Origin of the sequence: Streptomyces sp. NPDC060198, assembly GCF_042728415.1 — a bacterium.
In the GTDB taxonomy this organism is placed as follows: Bacteria; Actinomycetota; Actinomycetes; order Streptomycetales; family Streptomycetaceae; genus Streptomyces.
The window spans coordinates 1-3,285 of the sequence record NZ_JBHWZJ010000558.1 but is presented as its reverse complement, the minus strand read 5'-3'; the positions used below and the strand labels follow the sequence as shown (position 1 = coordinate 3,285).

General features: G+C 72.2%; 4 protein-coding genes. 1 reads left to right on the top strand and 3 read right to left on the bottom strand.

Annotation, left to right across the window (positions count from 1 at the left end; all coding sequences use genetic code 11):
• Positions 1-67: 67 nt before the first annotated feature.
• The 3 genes from ACFWEP_RS33375 to ACFWEP_RS33365 all read right to left on the bottom strand — a co-directional run bounded on the left by ACFWEP_RS33375 (position 68) and on the right by ACFWEP_RS33365 (position 2,290).
• Positions 68-631, bottom strand: coding sequence for a hypothetical protein (locus ACFWEP_RS33375; RefSeq protein WP_387375857.1), 564 nt, complete (start codon positions 629-631; stop codon positions 68-70).
• A 242-nt stretch (positions 632-873) separates the two neighbouring features.
• Positions 874-1,884, bottom strand: coding sequence for a M56 family metallopeptidase (locus ACFWEP_RS33370; protein WP_387375855.1), 1,011 nt, complete (start codon positions 1,882-1,884; stop codon positions 874-876).
• 13 nt (positions 1,885-1,897) lie between these two features.
• The gene (locus ACFWEP_RS33365; RefSeq protein WP_387375859.1) at positions 1,898-2,290 is read right to left on the bottom strand and encodes a BlaI/MecI/CopY family transcriptional regulator; all 393 of its coding nucleotides are present in this window, start codon (positions 2,288-2,290) and stop codon (positions 1,898-1,900) included.
• A gap of 428 nt (positions 2,291-2,718) precedes the next feature.
• Between ACFWEP_RS33365 and ACFWEP_RS33360 the strand changes: the two genes are divergently transcribed.
• On the top strand, positions 2,719-3,174 hold the full coding sequence (locus ACFWEP_RS33360; RefSeq protein WP_328720462.1) for a TerB family tellurite resistance protein: 456 nt from the start codon (positions 2,719-2,721) through the stop codon (positions 3,172-3,174).
• Positions 3,175-3,285: the final 111 nt, after the last annotated feature.

Genomic DNA, 3,285 nt, shown 5'->3' with positions numbered 1-3,285 from the left:
CAGCAACGGCTGTTTCCGGGGAGCGGGAGACCTCAGTCCTGACCCGCCGGTGGTCCGGCGGTGCACGTCAGTGGTCGTCGACGATGCTCTTGGCGATCCCGTTCACGACGACGACCTCGGCCGCGACGCCGTCCCCCTTGGTGGCGGACTCCAGCATCTCCTCGCTGCACGGCATCGCCGCCTGGCCGCCCTCGACGCCGCAGATGTCGCCGGTGCCCTCGATGTCCGTGTCCTCGGAGACGAAGAACTGCTGCTCGGTGCCGTCCGAGCCGACCACCGTGTACTTGCCGGGGGCCAGGAAGGTCACCTTCCCGTTCCAGGTGCCGTTGACGCCCTTGCCCTGGTCGATGCCCTCGATCACCGTCTCCGAGTCGCCCGACGCCGTGTCCCCGCCCGAAGTGGCACTGCCACCGCTCGCGCCGCTGCCGCTGTCGGAAGCGGCGGCGGACGGCGCGTCCTGCGCGGCCGACGCCGAGGGAGCCGTCTCCAGCGGGGCGCCGGTGTTCGTGTCCTGCGCGCCGGTGTCCGAGGCCGCGTCGGAGTCGCTGCCCTGACAGGCCGTGAGGAGCAGGGTGCTCGCGAAGGCTGCGGCGACGAGAACGGCGGTCTTGGTGCGGAGGGCCGAAGCCATGGTGATGCTCCCGGGGAGAGGGCGGCCGGGAAGAGACGTCTCCTCGGGCTGCCGGTGATCTGCTGGGGGACCTGCTGTGTGATCACTATGAGCCATCCGGGCGACCCCTTGCCCGGTAGTCCTGGACCCACGACAGCGCTGTCATCGTTCCCGTACACAGCAACAGTTGTGTACTGCACGCGGCGCGCCGTCTTTACCGGCCGACCCCGCAATCCCCAGGTCGGCGCTGCGGGTGACGTCGTCTACAACGAGGTCGCCGCGTGCAGGATGCGCACCAGCGCGACCGTGGCGTTCACCGACGACAGCGCCGACGCCGCCGTGCCCACGGTCGCCGTCAGCGCGGCGAGGAACAGATGGGCCGATGCGGGTGGCCAGAAACGGGTGGTCGGGGCAGGGTCGAGGAGGGCAGCGACACGGCGCGGTACGGGCCCTTCCACCGCGAAAGCGGCCAGACCCTCGTACGGCGATCCGGCCGAAACCAGCGCCGCTTTGCCCACCGCCCGCGCAACCACCCGGCGGCTCCCCACCACCCGTGCCGCCTCCTCGTCGGCCCAGCGCTCGGTGCTGTACGCCACCGCCGTACGCAGGGGCACCAGGAACGGGTTGGCGCGCGCGGCGAGTTGGGTCAGCAGCAGATAGCGGTGGTGACGCCCCGCCAGGTGGGCCCGCTCATGGGCGAACAAGGCCTGGCGTTCAGGCGGTTCGAGCCGGCCGAGCAGCGCACTGGAAACGACGACCCGGCCCGTGTCCCCTCTCCGGCCACCCGTCCGGGCGCCACGGCGGAGGGCCGGGCGGAGGCCGCCGGGAAGCGCGTACGCGTAGGGGACGGGGGACTCGACCACGCACGCCCCGCTCCCGTACGCCTCGCCCGCCGCCTCCGACCCCTGCCCCGCCGCCTTCAGCGCGCGGGCCGCGGCGTACCGGGTACGCACATGGCGTACGAGCGTCGCCCCGCAACCGGCCACCACCACGGCCAGAACGCCGATGGCCACCAGGCCCGTCCGGTCCTCGTAGGGCAGCGCGGCCCGGACCTCGGGGTCCGACCAGCCGTCCGGCAGCGGATTGCCCGGGAGCCGGGCCGTACCGATCACCATCAGCAGGGCGAGACAGAGGGTGCTGCACAGGGCGAGCGTCGTTCCGGCGGCGGCCAGCAGACGAGTCGCGCTGCGCGGGTGGAGATGGTGTGCGGCCAGCCGCGCGACGGGAAGCGCGGTCAGCGGCAGTACGAGTGGCAGGTAGACGAAGACACCCATCGTTCCCTCATCGTCATCGGCCTTCCGTGGGGTCGGCCGGGTCCGGCCCGGCCTGCGCGTCCCGGGACAGCAGGGCGCGCAGACGTTCCTCGTCGCCGGGGGTGAGCGCGGAGACGAAGCGGGCGAGGACGGCCTCCCGGTCCCGTTCGCCGTCGAGTACCCGGCGCATCCGCAGCGCGGCGAGGCCGGCCTCGTCGGAGGCGTTCGTCCAGGTGTAGGAACGGCCCGCGCGGGTGCGGGTGACCGCGTTCTTCTCATGGAGGCGGGAGAGGATCGTGATGACGGTCGTATGGGCGAGACCGCCTTCGAGGCGTTCGCGCACCCAGCCCGCCGTCACCGGGCCACCGCCCGCACGCACCACCGCGAGCACCTGCGCCTCCAACTCGCCCTGCGCCCGCCGGCGCAGCCGCCCACCGCCCGCGGGAGGAGCGCCGCCGTCCGGAGGGCTGTCCGGCGCAACACCGGGCGAACCGTCCGCGGAGCCGTCCCGGGACGCGCCCGGGGAGATGTCCGGTGCCGGACCATCCGCCCGGACCCGACCGTCCGCCTGTCCGGGCGAGCCCTCCGGGCCCGGCGGAACGCCGTGCCTCGGTGCGGTGTCGCGCCCCGGTGGAACGTCTTGGTGCCTTCCGGCGTTTCCCATGTGGTGTCCGCCCTTCGCGTGAGCCCTCGCAGTCACGGCGGGGCGGTCCCGGGCACTGCTCAGCGATTCGCCGCATCCTACTGAGCCGTCTTTCCGGGGCAAAGCCCGCCGGGTCGCGCACCACCTTCTACACGTCTGTAGAGTTCCCTTCGGTTCAGGCAACGCACCACGAAGCAACGTATGGAGACGTCATGGCCCTTTGGGACCGGATCAAGGAATCCGCCTCGACGATGCAGACGCAGCTGGAGGCGAAGAAGAACGACCTGAAGAGCGGGGCGTTCCGCGACGCGAGCATGGCGATGTGCGCCCTGGTCTCCGCGGCCGACGGTTCCATCGACCCGTCGGAGCGTCAGCGCGTCGCCCAGCTGATCATGAGCAACGACGTGCTCCAGAACTTCCCCGCGGACGACCTCCAGCGTCGCTTCAACGCGTACGTGGACAAGCTCACCGCGGACTTCGCCTTCGGCAAGGTCTCCGTGCTCCAGGAGATCGGCAAGGCGAAGAAGAAGCCGGCCGAGGCGCGTGCGGTCATCCAGATCGGCATCGTCATCGGCGGCGCCGACGGCGACTTCGACAAGTCGGAGCAGGCCGTGGTCCGGGAGGCGTGCTTCGCACTCGACCTGCCGCCGCACGAGTTCGACCTCTGAGCCGGACCGCCCCGGCGCGTCCGACCCCCCGGACGCACCCAGCTCCACCCGACACGCCCCGGCCGCCACGGCCGGGGCGTGTCCCGTTTCCGCGCGCCCGGGGTCGCGCGT